The 14,207-nt window shown below is 72.2% G+C and carries 14 protein-coding genes; 7 read left to right on the top strand and 7 right to left on the bottom strand.

Going from position 1 to position 14,207, the window contains the following annotated elements; translation table 11 throughout:
• Positions 1 to 166: 166 nt before the first annotated feature.
• The 3 genes from ACTFTM_RS03340 to ACTFTM_RS03330 all read left to right on the top strand — a co-directional run bounded on the left by ACTFTM_RS03340 (position 167) and on the right by ACTFTM_RS03330 (position 2,761).
• Positions 167 to 991, top strand: a complete 825-nt coding sequence (locus ACTFTM_RS03340; protein ID WP_449566528.1) for an SCO6745 family protein — start codon at positions 167 to 169, stop codon at positions 989 to 991.
• Between the two features lie 32 nt (positions 992 to 1,023).
• Entirely contained in the window at positions 1,024 to 1,677 is a 654-nt protein-coding gene (locus tag ACTFTM_RS03335; protein WP_449564395.1) for an HAD family hydrolase, read from the top strand.
• A 73-nt stretch (positions 1,678 to 1,750) separates the two neighbouring features.
• The gene (locus tag ACTFTM_RS03330; protein ID WP_449564394.1) at positions 1,751 to 2,761 is read left to right on the top strand and encodes an NADPH:quinone reductase; all 1,011 of its coding nucleotides are present in this window, start codon (positions 1,751 to 1,753) and stop codon (positions 2,759 to 2,761) included.
• A 186-nt stretch (positions 2,762 to 2,947) separates the two neighbouring features.
• On the opposite strand, the gene ACTFTM_RS03325 is transcribed toward ACTFTM_RS03330, so the two are convergent.
• Positions 2,948 to 4,582, bottom strand: a complete 1,635-nt coding sequence (locus ACTFTM_RS03325; RefSeq protein ID WP_449566527.1) for a fatty acid--CoA ligase — start codon at positions 4,580 to 4,582, stop codon at positions 2,948 to 2,950.
• 71 nt (positions 4,583 to 4,653) lie between these two features.
• On the opposite strand from ACTFTM_RS03325, the gene ACTFTM_RS03320 reads away from it, so the two are divergent.
• Positions 4,654 to 5,145: an NUDIX domain-containing protein gene (locus tag ACTFTM_RS03320; protein ID WP_449564393.1), complete on the top strand. Its 492-nt coding sequence runs from the start codon at positions 4,654 to 4,656 to the stop codon at positions 5,143 to 5,145.
• A gap of 165 nt (positions 5,146 to 5,310) precedes the next feature.
• Here ACTFTM_RS03320 and ACTFTM_RS03315 read toward each other — a convergent pair whose 3' ends face one another.
• Together ACTFTM_RS03315 and ACTFTM_RS03310 are read right to left on the bottom strand one after the other, a co-directional pair.
• Positions 5,311 to 6,987, bottom strand: a complete 1,677-nt coding sequence (locus tag ACTFTM_RS03315; RefSeq protein ID WP_449564392.1) for an MDR family MFS transporter — start codon at positions 6,985 to 6,987, stop codon at positions 5,311 to 5,313.
• A 131-nt stretch (positions 6,988 to 7,118) separates the two neighbouring features.
• The gene (locus ACTFTM_RS03310) at positions 7,119 to 7,661 is read right to left on the bottom strand and encodes a type 1 glutamine amidotransferase domain-containing protein (protein ID WP_449564391.1); all 543 of its coding nucleotides are present in this window, start codon (positions 7,659 to 7,661) and stop codon (positions 7,119 to 7,121) included.
• A 125-nt stretch (positions 7,662 to 7,786) separates the two neighbouring features.
• On the opposite strand from ACTFTM_RS03310, the gene rfaE2 reads away from it, so the two are divergent.
• Positions 7,787 to 9,580, top strand: a complete 1,794-nt coding sequence (rfaE2, locus tag ACTFTM_RS03305; protein ID WP_449564390.1) for a D-glycero-beta-D-manno-heptose 1-phosphate adenylyltransferase — start codon at positions 7,787 to 7,789, stop codon at positions 9,578 to 9,580.
• Positions 9,577 to 10,452 (top strand): glycosyltransferase, encoded by an 876-nt coding sequence (locus ACTFTM_RS03300; RefSeq protein ID WP_449564389.1) that lies wholly within the window; start codon positions 9,577 to 9,579, stop codon positions 10,450 to 10,452. The genes rfaE2 and ACTFTM_RS03300 overlap by 4 nt, the downstream gene beginning before the upstream one ends.
• Here ACTFTM_RS03300 and ACTFTM_RS03295 read toward each other — a convergent pair.
• The 3 genes from ACTFTM_RS03295 to ACTFTM_RS03285 are packed head-to-tail and all read right to left on the bottom strand — an operon-like array spanning position 10,442 to position 12,602.
• Entirely contained in the window at positions 10,442 to 11,548 is a 1,107-nt protein-coding gene (locus ACTFTM_RS03295) for a glycosyltransferase family 9 protein (RefSeq protein WP_449564388.1), read from the bottom strand. The two genes, ACTFTM_RS03300 and ACTFTM_RS03295, sit on opposite strands and share 11 nt — an antisense overlap.
• Before the next feature lie 8 nt (positions 11,549 to 11,556).
• A complete protein-coding gene (locus ACTFTM_RS03290; protein WP_449564387.1) occupies positions 11,557 to 12,105 on the bottom strand; it encodes an Hsp20/alpha crystallin family protein in 549 nt (182 codons plus the stop codon).
• Positions 12,102 to 12,602, bottom strand: coding sequence for a DUF2231 domain-containing protein (locus tag ACTFTM_RS03285; RefSeq protein WP_449564386.1), 501 nt, complete (start codon positions 12,600 to 12,602; stop codon positions 12,102 to 12,104). The genes ACTFTM_RS03290 and ACTFTM_RS03285 overlap by 4 nt, the downstream gene beginning before the upstream one ends.
• A 165-nt stretch (positions 12,603 to 12,767) precedes the next feature.
• On the opposite strand from ACTFTM_RS03285, the gene ACTFTM_RS03280 reads away from it, so the two are divergent.
• Positions 12,768 to 13,385 (top strand): pyridoxamine 5'-phosphate oxidase family protein, encoded by a 618-nt coding sequence (locus tag ACTFTM_RS03280; RefSeq protein WP_449564385.1) that lies wholly within the window; start codon positions 12,768 to 12,770, stop codon positions 13,383 to 13,385.
• A 25-nt stretch (positions 13,386 to 13,410) separates the two neighbouring features.
• On the opposite strand, the gene ACTFTM_RS03275 is transcribed toward ACTFTM_RS03280, so the two are convergent.
• Entirely contained in the window at positions 13,411 to 14,175 is a 765-nt protein-coding gene (locus tag ACTFTM_RS03275) for an SGNH/GDSL hydrolase family protein (RefSeq protein WP_449564384.1), read from the bottom strand.
• Between the last annotated feature and the right edge of the window lie 32 nt (positions 14,176 to 14,207).

Here is a 14,207-nt window from a genome sequence, read left to right as displayed (position 1 = left end):
GCCCTGGCGCGATGGCCTTGTTCACATGGGGCTTCCTGCCCGTCACCCTCCGGCAGTAGGTTCGGCGTCACCCCGGCCGGCCCGCCGTCCGGGGTGACCATGCGGACGCGGGACGGCGGAGGTGCACGTGACGGCGCTGGACGAGCTCGGACGTACCACCCGGGTGATGTGGACGTACTTCGAGCCGCTGCACGCGGTCACCTACTTCCACCCTCGGGCCCGTGCGGCGTACGAGGCGGTCGGGCTGCGCGGTTACTGGCGGGGCTACTTCGCCGGTCGGGCCGCGCCGCTGGGCGCCGCCGAGGCCCCTCCGGTCGTCGCCGCCTTCTTCAGCTTCGCGCCGCCGATGGTGAGCCGGGCCCTGCCGGCGGTGTGGCGGCTGGCCAACCCGCAGGAGGCGCTGCGCGCCCGGCTGACCGGCGCGGTGCAGGCACTGGCCGAGCTGACCTACGAGCTGCCCGAGGGGCACCTGGCCGAGGCCGCCGACCTGTTGGAGCGGGCCGCCTCGGCGGCGCAGACCGCCGGTCGGGTGCTCGGCGCGGCCAACGCGGCGCTGCCGGTCGGTGAGTACCCCCTCGCCCGGCTCTGGCAGGCCGCCACCACGCTGCGCGAGCTGCGCGGCGACGGACACATCGCCGCGCTGGTGGCTGCCGGCCTGGATCCGGTGGAGGTGCTGGCCTGGCGCGTCGCGGTGGACATGTCGGCCCAGAGCCTGCTCGGCCGGGGCTGGTCCGAGGAGCAGTGGCGGGCCGCCCGCGAGCGGCTGACGCGGCGCGGCTGGCTGGCCGGGGACGGCACCCCCACCGACGTCGGCCACGCCGCGTTCCAGGCGATCGAGGACGCCACCGACCGGGCCGCCGAGCATCCCTGGCAGGCGCTCGGCCCGGGCGACACCGACCGCCTTCGTGAGCTGCTGGAGCCGATGGCCCGGTCCTGCCACACGGTGATCCCGCCCGACAGCCCGATCGGGCTGCCCGCGCTGCCCGCCTGACCGTGGGTCCCTCCGTCGGGCAGGATGGGCCCGTGGTGGATGCGGTGGTCTTCGACCTGGACGGCGTGATCGTGGATTCCGAACCGGTGTGGGAGGAGGTCCGGCGGGCGTACGTGGCGGCACACGGTGGCACCTGGCAGCCCGACACCCAGCGCCGGTTGATGGGCATGAGCACCGGCGAGTGGGCCCACTACCTCAGCGGCGAGCTGGGTGTGCGGCGCACCGCCGCGCAGGTCGCCGACGAGGTGGTCCGGGAGATGACGCAGCGCTACCGGGAACACGTGCCGTTGATCGACGGCGCGGACGACGTGGTGCGCCGGTTGGCCGCGCGGTGGCCGCTCGGGTTGGCCAGCTCGTCGCCGACCCGGCTGATCGCCGCGGCGCTGGAGGCCACCGGCCTGACCGACGCGTTCGGCGCGACCCTGTCCACCGAGGAGACCGAGCGGGGCAAGCCGGCGCCGGACGTGTACCTGAGCGTCGCGCAGCGCCTGGGCGTCGACCCGGTCCGCTGCGCGGCCGTGGAGGATTCGTCGAACGGCGTACGGTCGGCCGCGGCGGCGGGGATGCGGGTGGTGGCGGTGCCGCACGCGTCGTACCCCCTCGATGCGGACGCCGCCGGGCTCGCGGCCGTGACGGTCGGGTCGATCGGTGAGTTGACCCCGGAGCTGGTGGACGGTTTGGCATGACGGGATCGGTGCGGGGTACCGCAGCAGACGGCACGCCGGGCGCGTGACGCGCCGGCCAGCGAGGGGATCACTGATGAAGGCCATCGTGTACGAGCGCACCGGCGACCCGTCGGTGCTGGAGCTGGTGGACCGGCCGGTCCCCGAGCCGGGCCCGGGCGAGGTGCTGGTCCGGATGGCGGTCTCCGGGGTGAACCCGACGGACTGGAAGTCGCGGCGGGCCTTCCCGCCGGACGGCTGGCAGATCCCGGGGCAGGACGGGGCGGGCGTCGTCGAGGCGGTCGGCGAGGGGGTCGACCGGGAGCTGATCGGCGAGCGGGTCTGGATCTGGGAGGCGGCCTGGCAGCGGCCGTGGGGCACCAGCGCGGAGTACACGCTGGTGCCGGCGCGTCAGGCGGTGCCGCTGGGCGACGCGTCGTTCGAGCTGGGGGCGAGCCTCGGCATTCCGTTCCTCACCGCGCACCGCTGCCTGACGGCCGGCGAGTTCATGCCGGACGCGCTGCGCGCCGGCGCGCTGGCCGACCACACCGTGCTGGTGCAGGGTGGCGCGGGCGCGGTGGGCAACGCGGCCATCCAGCTCGCCCGCTGGGCCGACGCCACGGTGATCGCCACGGTGAGCAGTGCGGAGAAGGCGCAGCTCGCGGCGTCGGCCGGCGCCTCCTACGTGGTCAACTATCGCGAGCAGGACGTGGTCGAGGAGGTCGGCAAGATCGCTCCCGACGGGGTCCACACGATCGTGGAGGTCGCCCCGGCGCAGAACGCGGCGATGGACGCGCAGATGATCCGCAACGGCGGCGCGGTCTGCGTGTACGCCGACAACGGCGGGACCGAGGTGACGCTCCCGATCCGACCGCTGTACGTGGTCAACGCCCGCTGGCAGTTCGTGCTGGTCTACACGGAGCCGAAGGCGGCCAAGGCGCAGGGAGTCGTCGACGTGGCGGCGGCGGCCAACCAGGGCGGCCTCCGGGTGGGCGCGGACGCCGGTCTGCCGCTGCACCGCTACCCGCTCGCCGACACCGCCGCGGCGCACCAGGCGGTCGAGGATTCGGCGGTCGGCAAGGTGCTGATCACCACCAGCGACGCCTGAAAAGGTCGTCGAGCACCCGATTTCCCCGTCACCGGGACAGAGGCGAACAATTTTCGCAACAATGACGGTGCGGGGTCACCCGCGTGGAGCGGGCGGCCCCGGCGCGGTGCGAACGCCGGGGCCGCCCTCTGGGGAGGAATGTCAGGAGTACTCCTCTGCCCATAGGCGACGGTGCACGGTCAAACGTTACGGTGCTGTCAGCTCCCGGACAGTCAGCTCGCCTTCGGCGTACCGCGAACGGACGACCTTCTTGTCGAACTTGCCCACGCTGGTCTTCGGCACCGTGTCGATGAACGCCCACCGCTCGGGCAACTGCCAGCGGGCCACCGAGCCGGCCAGGAAGTCCCGCAGCTCCTCGGCGGTCGCCGAGGCGCCCTCGCGGACCACCACGGTCGCCAGGGGCCGCTCGTCCCACCGCTCGTCCGGGACGCCCACCACGCACGCCTCCAACACTGCCGGGTGGGCCATCAGCGCGTTCTCCAGCTCGACCGAGGAGATCCACTCACCGCCGGACTTGATCACGTCCTTCGCGCGGTCGGTCAGCGTGATGTACCCGTCGGCGGACAGCGTGCCGACGTCACCCGTACGCAGCCACCCGTCGCGGAACTTCTCCTCCTCCGGGGCGTCGTCACCGACGTACCGGGCGGTCACCCACGGCCCCCGGACCTCCAGCTCGCCCACGGCCGTGCCGTCGGCGGGCAGCGGCTCGCCCGACGGGCCGACGATCCGCGCCTGCACCCCCGCCGGCACGCGGCCCTGCGTGTAGCGGTAGCGCCACGCCTCGTCGCCGGACACCCCGGCGGGCGGCCGCGAGACCGACCCCAACGGCGACATCTCGGTCATCCCCCAGGCGTGGATGACGTCGATCCCGTGCCGCTCGTCGAACGCGTGCATCAGCGCGGGCGGGCAGGCCGAACCACCGACGATCACCTCGGTGAGCGAGGAGGTGTCCACGTCGTGGCCGTCCAGGTAGGCCAACAGGTCGGTCCAGATGGTCGGCACCGCGCCGGCCAGGGTGGGCCGCTCGGCGGCGATCATCTCGGCGATCGGCGCGGCCTGGAGAAAACGGTCCGGCATGATCAGCGACGCGCCGGAGAGGAACGCCGCATACGGCAGGCCCCACGACATGGCGTGGAACATCGGCACGATGGCCAACTCCCGGTCGGTCGGCCCCAGACCGAAGCCCTCCGGCATGCAGACCTGCAACGAGTGCAGGTAGATGGACCGGTGCGAGTAGGCGACACCCTTCGGGTTGCCGGTCGTGCCGGACGTGTAGCAGAGGGCCGCGGCGTCGCGCTCGTTAACCTCCGGCCACTCGTACACGTCCGGACGGTCGGCGAGCAGCGCGTCCCAGTGGTGCACGGTGATCCGGTCGCCGGCCGCCGCGGTGATGGGGGTCGGATCGCCACCGCCGACCACCACCACGTGCCGCACCGTGTCCAGCTCGCCGATCACCCGGGCCAGCAGCGGGATGAGCGTGGTGTCGACAAGCACCACCCGGTCCTGGGCGTGGTTGGCGATGTAGACGACCTGGTCGGGAAACAGCCGGATGTTGAGCGTGTGCAGCACCGCGCCCATGCTGGGCACCGCGAAGTAGGCCACCAGATGCTCGTTGTTGTTCCACATGAAGGTGGCGGCACGCTCGTCGCCGGTCACCCCGCACTCGTCGCGCAGCGCGTGGGCCAGCCGGGCCGCCGCGCGACCCACCTCGGCGTACGTCATCCGGCGGGGCTCGGCGCCCGTCCAGGTGACCACCTCGGCGGTGCCGTGCACCCCTGCGCCGTGCTCGAGGATCCGGGAGACCTGCAGGGGAGCGTCCATCATCGTGCTACGCATGGGTAACAAGCTAGTGTCGGCGGTCACACGTTGGGAACCCCCGTAAATTGTCGCGGGTGAGCATCTCTTGGGCCGACTCGTACGTGGGGCAGTTGCGCGCGCTCGCCGGGGACCGGACGCTGATGTTCGTCGGCGCCCGTGCCGTCGTCAGCGACAACGCGGGGCGCATCCTGCTGATCCAACGCTCCGACAACGGCCAGTGGGCCATGCCCGCCGGGGCCATGGAGCTGGGCGAATCCATCGCCGACTGCGCGGTACGCGAGGTCCGCGAGGAGACCGGGCTGCGGGCGCTGCGGGTCTGCGCGTTCGCCCTCTACACCGGTCCGGACCGGACCAGCACCAACATGTACGGGCACACGTACCAGGTCTTCACCACGGCGTTCAAGGTGGAGGAGTGGGACGGTCAACTGGAACGGGTCACCGACGAGACCACCGACGCGGGCTTCTTCGCCCGTGACCGCTTCCCCGCCCCACTCTCCGCCTCGGTCATGGAGACCCTGGCCGACCTGGACGTCTTCGAGCAGACGAACCGGCTGATCCTCAAGTAGCGCGGGATCGCGGCGGCTGCGCCACGGGTCTGCGCGGCTCGGAGCGCGGCGGGTCGCGGATGCGCCAATGGGCGTGATGCCTGTGAGTCATCTAGATGACTCACAGGCATCACGCTCATTCGGGAGTTGCCCGCCGACGCGGAGAGAGTCCGGGCGACCGCGCGGTCAGATCATCGTCTGGGACTTGGCCTCCATGTCGGCGGCGGCCTCTTCCTTGGACTCACGCGTCAGCGGCTTGCCGCCCGGTGCCGGAGCCTCACCGCCGAGCGGATCGGCCCCACCCTTCGCGCCCTGCGGGCCGGTGCCCCGGAGCTCCTTGTTCGGCATCGCCAGGGTCACCAGCACCGCCAGGACGGCCACCAGCCCGGCGGTCAGGAAGACCATGTCCAACGCGTCGACGAAGGCGTTCTGGATCGCCGTCCGCACCGGCCCGGGCAACGCCATGATCGTCGCCGGGTCGTTGATCGAGATGTTCGTGCCACCGCTCGCCGCGACCGCCGACCGCTGCTCCGGCGGAAGCTGGGCGATCGCGCCCGGCAACCGGTCGGACAGGCCCCCGGCGAGCCGCGAGGAGAGCACCGCGCCGAGGATGGCCACCCCGAAGGAACCGCCAAGCGACCGGAAGAAGGTCGCCGACGAGGTGCCCGCGCCCAGGTCGCGTACGGAGACGGCGTTCTGCACCGCGAGGACAAGCGACTGCATGCACAGGCCCAGGCCGACGCCGATCACGACCATGAAGGCGAACGCGAGCCAGAGCGAGGTGCCCACCTTGAGCTGGGTGAACAGCAACATGCCGACCAGCAGAGTCGCCGACCCGGCGACCGGGAACCACTTGTAGCGGCCGATCCGACTCATCGCGCGGCCGGTGATGATGGAGGTGACGATGATGCCCGTCATCATCGGCAGCATCAGCAGACCGCTGCGGGTCGGCGAGGCGCCCTTGACGATCTGCAGGTACAGCGGGATGAAGATGATCGACCCGAACATCACCAGACCGAGGACGAAGCCAGCCGAGTTGGCCAGGGCGAACGTGGCGCTGCGGAACAACCGCAGGGGCAGGATCGGCTCGGCGACACGCGCCTCCTGGAGCACGAACAACACGGCGAGCACGGCACCGGCGACGAAGAGACCGATGATCACGCCGGAGCCCCACGCGTACTCGTTGCCACCCCAGCTCAGCGCGAGCAGCAGGCTGCTCACCCCGGCCACCAGCAGGCCGGCGCCGAGCCAGTCGATCGCGTGGTTCCGCCGCTCGAACGGGATCAGCCGCATCACGTGGTAGCAGACCACGATGGCCAGGATCGCCAGCGGCACGTTGATGTAGAAGATCCACCGCCAGTCGGTCTCGGCGAAGTAACCGCCGACCAGCGGCCCGGCCACCGACGCGATGCCGAACACCGCACCGAAGAGGCCCTGGTAACGGCCCCTCTCGCGGGGTGAGACCACGTCCGAGATGATCGTGAACGCCAGCGTCAACAGACCACCGGCGCCGAGCCCCTGGATACCGCGCGTGATGATCAACTGGGTCATGTCCTGTGACAACCCGGCCAGCAGCGACCCGAGCAGGAACGTGCCGATCGAGAAGAGGAAGACCGGGCGACGCCCGTACAGGTCGGCCATCTTGCCGTACAGCGGCGTCGACGCGGTCGAAGCGAGCAGGTACGCCGTGACCACCCACGAATAGTGGTTGATCCCGCCCAGTTCACCGACGATCGTCGGCAGGGCGGTACCGACGATGGTCTGGTCGAGGGCGGCCAGCAGCATGCCGGTCATCAGGCCCAGCATGAGGAGTCTGATCTGCTGGCGGTTCAACACCGGGGTAGCGGAGGCGTCGGCAGTCATGTGCCCTTCTATCCGCCACACCCCAGAACATGCACGAACCCGCCCACCTATGTCGCGGTGATCAAGAGGTTCGCGTCACGACACGCCGGTCAGATGACGCGAACCTCTTGAACACCGCGGAAAAGACGGGGTCAGGAGGTGGCGAAGGACTTGGTGATCTGGGCGCAGAAGGCCGGGAGGTCGTCCGGGTTTCTACTGCTAACGAGGTTGCCGTCCGTTACGCACTCCTCGTTGACCCAGGTCGCGCCGGCGTTGGTCAGGTCGGTGCGCAGGCTGGGCCACGAGGTGATCCGCCGGCCGCGGACCACGTCCGCCTCGATCAGCGTCCACGGGCCGTGGCAGATCACCCCGACCGGCTTGCCGGCCTCGAAGAACGCCTTCACGAACCGCACCGCGTCCGGGTCCGACCGCAGGAAGTCCGGGTTCGCCACCCCTCCGGGCAGCACCAGCGCGTCGTAGCCGGTGGCGTCCGCCTTGTCCGCGGTGACGTCCACGTCGTACGCCTTGGACTGGTCGAGGTGGTTGAAGGACTGGATGGAACCGGGCTTGAGCGAGACCAGCTCGGCCGTCGCGCCCGCATTCTCGACCGCCTCGCGCGGCTGGACGTACTCGACCTCCTCGACGCCGTCGGCGGCCAGGAAGGCGATCCTCTTACCCTGCAATGTCGCTGCCATCTCGGTACATCTCCTCTCCGGGGTACCTCAATGTCCTTCCCGAGCCCTACCGCCCGAAACACCCCACGGAGGGCGTCGCCGCGGGCCCAGGTTTGGCCGGGGGGCCGCTGGGGACCCGGGGAGGCATGGCAGGAGCAGCAGCGGAACAGCGCAGGCTCGCCACCGTCGTGGAGAGCTGGCTCGGGCGTCCGGTCCTGATCGTCGGTGACGCCATGCTGGACGAGTGGCGGTTCGCCGAGTCCGACCGGCTCTGCCGGGAGGCGCCCGCCCCGGTCCTGACCCTGCGTCGGCGGATCTCCGCCGCCGGTGGGGCCGCGAACACCGCCGTCAACGTCGCCACCCTCGGCGGTCGTGCCGTGCTGGTGGCCCCGGTCGGGGCCGACGTCGCGGGCGACGAACTGCACGACTGTCTGGACCGGGCCGGCGTCTGGGACCGTACCGTCAACCAGCCCGGCCGACCCACACCCGTGAAGCGTCGGATGCTGGCCGGCAACCAGATCCTGCTCCGGGAGGACTCGGGCGACCCGGACGACGCGCTCGACCCGGACGGCGTGACCCGGCTGCTCACGGCGTTGGGCTGCGCCACCGAGGAACTGCGCGCCGCCGCCGACGGCGAGGCGCCGACCCTGGTGGTCTGCGACTACGGCCTGGGGGCGCTGCCCGCGCCGGTCCGCGCGTGGCTGGTCGAGAACCGCGAACGGTACGCCACGGTCGCGCTGGACGCCCACGACCTCGCCGACTGGCGGGGGCTCGCGCCGACCGTGGTCACCCCGAGCTTCGCCGAGGCGACCCGGCTGCTGGCCCGCGCCGGTGGCGCGACCCGTACGACGGCCGGCACCGACCTGCACCTGGAACATCCCGACGTCGATCCGGCCGACGGGCCGTCCGAGCTGAGCGTCGGGGCCGCCCCGGGCGGCGCCCGCGCCGACGACCGTCCCGGCCCGGTCGGCGAGCCCACGCCCGGCGAGGGTCGGGTGGCCCTCACCGGCGACGGCCTCAGCGTCACCGGCACGGGCGTCACCGTGAACACCGAGGCCGGAGCGGGCGTGGACCGCGCCGTGCTGGCCGAGTCGCGCCTGGCGGAGTTGCACGCCCACACCGGTGCGGACGTGGTCGCGGTGACCCTGGACACCGACGGCGCGGTGGTCGGCGGGGCGGACGGCGAGCGGCGGCGCAGCCACAGCACCCCGGTCCCGGCGAGCCACGCCGTAGGAGCGGGAGACGCCTACCTGGCCGCCATGACCCTGGCCCTGGCCGCCGCCGCGCCACTGCCCACCGCCGCGCAGCTCGCCCAGCTCGCGGCCACCATCACGGTCTCCGACACCGGCACGTGCGTGTGTTTGCGCGACGACCTGCTCGCCGCGCTCGACATGCCGCCGGAGGCCACCGGGCATCCGGCCGTGGTCGGCACCGACGAGTTGGACGCGATCGTCGCCGAACACCGCGAGGCGGGCCGGTCGGTGGTGTTCACCAACGGCTGCTTCGACGTGCTGCACCCCGGGCACGTGCGCTACCTGGAGCAGGCCCGCGCCCTGGGCGACCTGCTCATCGTGGCCGTCAACTCGGACGGCAGCGTACGCCGGCTCAAGGGCCCGGACCGGCCGGTCAACCCGGTCGAGGACCGTGGCGCCCTGCTGGCCGCGCTGTCCTGCGTGGACCACGTGGTGGTCTTCGAGGAGGACTCGCCCGCCGCGCTGATCGAGGCGGTCCGGCCGGACGTGTACGTCAAGGGCGGGGACTACCCGCCCGAGCTGGTGCCGGAAGCGCCGCTGGTGCGGCGGCTCGGCGGTCAGGTGCGGACGCTCGGGTACGTGCCGGACCGCTCCACCTCCGCGATCATCGAGCGGATCAGGTCGCACGGTCAGGACCCGTCGTCCGTCTCCGATCCGTCGTTGAGCACCCGTACCCGGTCGTCGTGAACCGGCCCCTCGCTCTCGGCGCCCCGGCGGAGTTCCGCGTCGACCGGCTGGTCGACGTGCTGATCCCGACCCGTAACCGGCCCACCGAACTGGCGGTCACCCTGGCCGGGCTCGCCGCGCAGGAGGGGGTGCCCGGCTTCGGCGTGGTGGTCAGCGACCAGTCCGACTCGGAGCCGGCGTACGCCCACCCGGCAGCGGCCACCATGGTCCGCGCGCTGCGGCACGCCGGCCACCCGGTCCTGCTGACCCGTCGGCTGCCGCGCCGGGGGCTGGCCGAGCACCGCGCGTACCTGCTCGCCGCGTCGGCGGCCCGGTACGTGCTCAACCTCGACGACGACGTCTGGCTGGAGCCCGGGGCGCTGCGCCGGCTGGTCACCGCGATCGAGGAGCTGGGCTGCGGGTTCGTGGGCAACGGCGTGCACGGCCTGTCGTACGTCGACGACGTACGCCCGGACACGCACCGGCACTACGAGGAGTGGGCGGGACCACCCGCGCCGGAACGGATCCGCCCGGGAACCGTCGAGTGGGACCGCGCCCGGATCCACTCGGCGGCCAACCTGCTGCACGTCACCGCCACCGTGGGGCCGCCGCCGGGCGCGTGGCGGGCGTACAAGGTGTCCTGGATCGGCGGGTGTGTGCTGTACGACCGGGCCAAGCTCCTCGACTGCGGCGGGTTCGACTTCTGGCGTCGGGTGCAGGAGCGACACCAGGGTGAGGACGTGGCCGCCCAACTCGCGGTGCTGGCCCGCCACGGCGGGGCGGGCATCCTGCCCAGCGGCGCCTACCACCTGGAGACGCCCACCACGGTCACCGAGCGGGACGTGGAGGCGTGGGAGGTCGTCCTCGCCGACGAGGGCGCCTCTACGGGTTGAGCAGTTCGCGGGCCGCTTCGCGCACCTCGGCCACCGGCACGTCGGTGACGAACGAGTCGCGGTGCGGGCACTCGCCGTCGCCCGGTCGGTGCGGATAAATGCCGGGCGTGCAGTCCACCCCGCAGACCGGGCAGTGCACCATCCAGGAGGCGATCGGGCGGTGCCGGCCGCGCAGCGGGGTCGCCGTGTTGATCAGGTTGCCGACCCAGAAGATGCCCACCGTCGGCGTACCCACCGCGGCGGCCAGGTGCAGCGGACCGGTGTCGTTCGAGACGACGAGCGCGCAACCGGCGTAGCAGCCAGCCAGCCCGCCGAGGCTGAGCGTGCCGACCTGCGGCCGGACCGGCGCCCGGGACGCCGCGACCACCCGGTCCACCACCTCCCGCTCCGACGGCGTACCGGTCACCAGCACCTCGTAGCCGTCGTCGTGCAGGGCGTCCGCCACCTCGGCGAACCGCTCGGCCGGCCAGCGCCGCCGGGTGTCGCTGGCACCGGGATGCAACGCCACCCGAGGTCGGTCGGACGGACCGAGCACCCGCTCCGCTTCGCTCCGGTCCGCGTCGGTGACCGCCAGCGACGGCACGATCGTGGTGGCGGGAGCGCCCACCAGCGCCACCGTCTCCAGATAGCGGATCACCTCGTGCTGGTAGTACACGTAGCGGACCCACCGGTCCAGCGGCGGCGCGTCCTCGGCGCGCAGACCGACGGTCACCCGGGCGCCCAGGCGACTGACGAACGGGTTGGAGTTGGCGCCGCCACCGTGTACCTGCACCGCCAGGTCGAAGCCCTCGTCCCGGGCCGCCGCCACGAAGTCGTCAACCGTCGACGCCGACTCGTCCGCCTCCGGCTCGCGGATGCCCGGACCCGGCGGCACCACCAGCACCCGGTCCACCGGGCCGGGCCGGTCGCGCCAGAGCTTCGCGTGCCACGGCGCGCCGAGCAACACGATCTCCGCCGAGGGGTACGCGGCACGCAGCGCCTCCAACGCCGGTAGGACGAAGATGAAGTCGCCGAGGGCGTTGGCGCGCAGGACCGCGATCCGCCGCACGTCTTCGACTCGCCCGGCCGTCGGGCCGAGCAGGGACGGGGTGACCACCTGGCCCGCTACGGCCGGTCGATCTCGCCGGCGGCGTCCGGGTGGTGCAGCTCCCGGTCCGCGGCGGGGTCGGCCGGTACCGGCGTACCCCCGGACAGGCCGCCGGAGCGCGGCCCGGTGCGGCCGACGGTGATGGTGCGCGGCGCGGGCCGCGCCGCCCGGGGAAGGTGGACCCGCAGCAGCCCGTGGTCCATCACCGCGTCGATGCCCTCCGGGTCGACCCGTGACGGCAGGTCGACGCGATACTCGAAACCCCGTGTCTCGAAGCCACCGGGGATGCCCTGGTCGGCGTTGACCTCGGCCTCGGAGCGGGCCCGCACGCACAACTCGCGGTCGTCCAGCTCGACGGCGACCTCCTCCGGCGCGACGCCGGGCAGCCGCACGACGACCTGCCAGCCGTCCGCGGTCTCGGTCAGCTCGACGTCCGACGCCCCGGCCCGGCCGCCGACCAGCCGGCTCAGCTCGGCGCGCAGCGACTGCAACTCGCCCATCGGGTCCCAGCCCTGCTGCCGGCTACGCCATCCGCGGCCGAAACCACCGGACTGCTGCTCGCTCATCGCGCGTCTCCGATCCGCTGGGTCGTGGGTCGCAGTGAGCTGGGCGCGTTCAGATCGGCGTCGCGGTCGACGCCCACGCCGAGCCGGTCGACAAGCTCGCCACCGAGCCAGGCGCTGATGCCGAGGATCGCCACCGCGACCACCTCGATGGCGATCAGGGCGCCACCGGCGGCCCGCGAGTCCGCGTTCAGCCGGACCACCCACACGGCGGCGAAGAGCAGGACCACCGCGACGTTCGCGCCCGCGTGCAGCAGACCCACCCGCTTCGCACGGGTGCCGGTCGGGATGGCGAGCAGGTCGAACGAGCCGGCCGCCGCGGCCAGCAGGCCGCCGATCAGGCCGACGGTGATGTTCCAGTACGCGACCTCACCGAGGAAGTCGGGGCCGCCGACCGTGTCGATGATGTCGAAGAGCACCGCGGTGACCAGCAACGCGACCGGAAACATGACCAGCATCGGGTGGACCGGGTGACCCAGCACCTTGAGTCGGCTCTCCATCTCCCGGCCTCCACTGGTCGGCGTTCCTGCGGACGGTACGTGCGGCGGGCGTGTCGGGTGAGGCCGTACCCCCGGCGACCAGGGGCAAACCTCGATGGCCACGCGGGCCTAGGCTGGCGGTGGTGGCGCACCCGCCACCCTGGTCAACGGCTCAGGGGGGATCACGTGACGGTGGAGATCACCACGCACGAGGAACTACGCGAGCTGCTCGGGACACCGCACCCCCGGGCCGCCAACAAGGATCGCCCCCGCCTGCACGAGCGGGACCGGCAGTGGCTCGCCGCCGCGCCGTTCTGCCTGGTGGCGACCGCCGGCGCGGACGGCACCTGCGACGTCTCGCCCAAGGGCGACCCGGCCGGGTTCGCGCTGGTGCTCGACGACACGACCATCGCGTTGCCGGAACGGCCGGGCAACAAGCGCGCCGACGGCTACCAGAACATCCTGGACAACCCGCACGTCGGACTGCTCTTCCTGATCCCGGGCCGCACCGACACGCTCCGCATCAATGGGCGGGCGCGCCTCGTCCGCGACGCGCCCTGGTTCGACGACATGGTGGTCAAGGGGCACCGACCGGTACTGGCCGTGGTCGTGGAGATCGAGCAGATTTTCTACCACTGCGCGAAGGCGTTCCTGCGGTCCGCGCTGTGGCAGCCGGAGACCTGGCAGCCGGACGTCCTGCCGTCCCGCGCCCGCCTGATCAAGGAGGTCGAGGCGCCCGCCGAGAGCCTGGAGGACCTGGAGCGGCACTACGGCCCGGAGTACGCCACGAAGATCTACGTCTGAATCGGCTCCGCCGAACGGACACGCCTCACGAGTTGAGGTTCATCGTGGCGCAGGGGGTCCAGTCACCGACCGGAGAATTCGGCCGACGGCCCACCAACCCGCACGGCAGTGGCGCGAGCGGTACGCCCAGCCGTGGGGCGATGGTGTTGTACGCCAGCCGGCCCATCACGTCGTAACCACCCGGCGTGGGGTGCACCCCACACTGGTCCAGATAGCCCTCGGGAATGGACTGGTAGTCGATCCAGGTTGGGACGCGGTCACGGAACTCGTCGATGACCTGGATGCTTCGGTAGATCGCGTCGTTGACGACGGCTTCGCTCGCGGGGAGCCAGGCCGGGCTCGGGCCCGGTGGGGTCGTGCAGCCGGTCGTGCCGTGGCCGGCGCTGTACTGCACCCAGGCCGGGTACATGACGACGTCCGGGTCCATGTCCAGTGCGATGTCGAAGAGTGTCCGGTAGGTGCGCTCGAAAGCGGTGATCTGCGCCTCGGTGGCGGTCGACAGATTGTTGTTGGTCCCGCAGTTCACCAGGATCAGGTCGGGCTGGTGCGTGCTGACGAGGTCCGCCATCCGTGACGTCCAGTAGCCGCAGCTCGTACCCCCCACCGCTGCGACGGCGAAGGTGTGCGGGACACAGTTCTCGTTGAGCAGTCGCCCCAGCTCCGCGCGGTAGGCAGCGCTCACCGAGCCGGTCATCGTCGCGCCCTCGGTGATCGAGTCGCCAACGGTGAGAATCTTCATCGTCGGTCGCGCTGGCGTGGGGCAGGCGACCGCTGCGGCGTGAGCGGTCACGGGCGCTCCCCCGGGCGCGGACAGAACGGCCG

This window comes from Micromonospora sp. RB23 (assembly GCF_053585025.1).
This window is presented reverse-complemented; position numbering and strand designations above follow the sequence as displayed.